This is a genomic window from Citrobacter sp. Igbk 17 (assembly GCF_028069775.1).
GTDB lineage: Bacteria > Pseudomonadota > Gammaproteobacteria > Enterobacterales > Enterobacteriaceae > Citrobacter.
On the sequence record NZ_JANEWI010000088.1, the window covers coordinates 1 to 563 of the forward strand.

1 protein-coding gene is annotated in these 563 nt (G+C 40.1%); it reads right to left on the reverse strand.

Going from position 1 to position 563, the window contains the following annotated elements; genetic code table 11:
* Positions 1-85 precede the first annotated feature (85 nt).
* Positions 86-472 (reverse strand): hypothetical protein, encoded by a 387-nt coding sequence (locus NNO08_RS22890; RefSeq protein ID WP_271440856.1) that lies wholly within the window; start codon positions 470-472, stop codon positions 86-88.
* Positions 473-563: the final 91 nt, after the last annotated feature.

Genomic DNA, 563 nt, shown 5'->3' on the forward strand with positions numbered 1-563 from the left:
AATAGAGAGTGAAAAACCCGCCGTAGCGGGTTTAAATAGAGAAATTGATTACTATGATGTAACCCTAAAGTTCTATGAAACTCTTCTATATCACCCGAACCACAGCCTTTTCATTTCTCCACGGCAGAAGAAGTAAAGAAAAAAACGTCATTTTTATAACCACACCTAACGTGATGAGAAGAGCCAGTTTTATGTTATACGCCCCAGTCACATCTAAGTGGCTCAAAACTTGCCAGGCATTTATTGCAGCCAGTGAGAGAAGAACCACGTAATATTTTAATAGTCGAGTTCTTTCCCAGCACCCTCTTGTTTTTGCCCAATCAATCAATACGGCATAAAACGCAATGCAGATGATAATAGCATCAGCACCCTTACCGTAAATGTAGACACTCAAGATACCCGCAAGTACCAGCAATGTGATTAACGTGCCACATAAAGCCTTAATTAAGAGCGTCTTAATATTCATTTTCACCCACTAACCAGCCAAAATAAGTCATTTTAATAACCATCACCCCACATCTCGTCTATTGAAGCATGCTAGCAACGTCTTTGCTATCCACCAG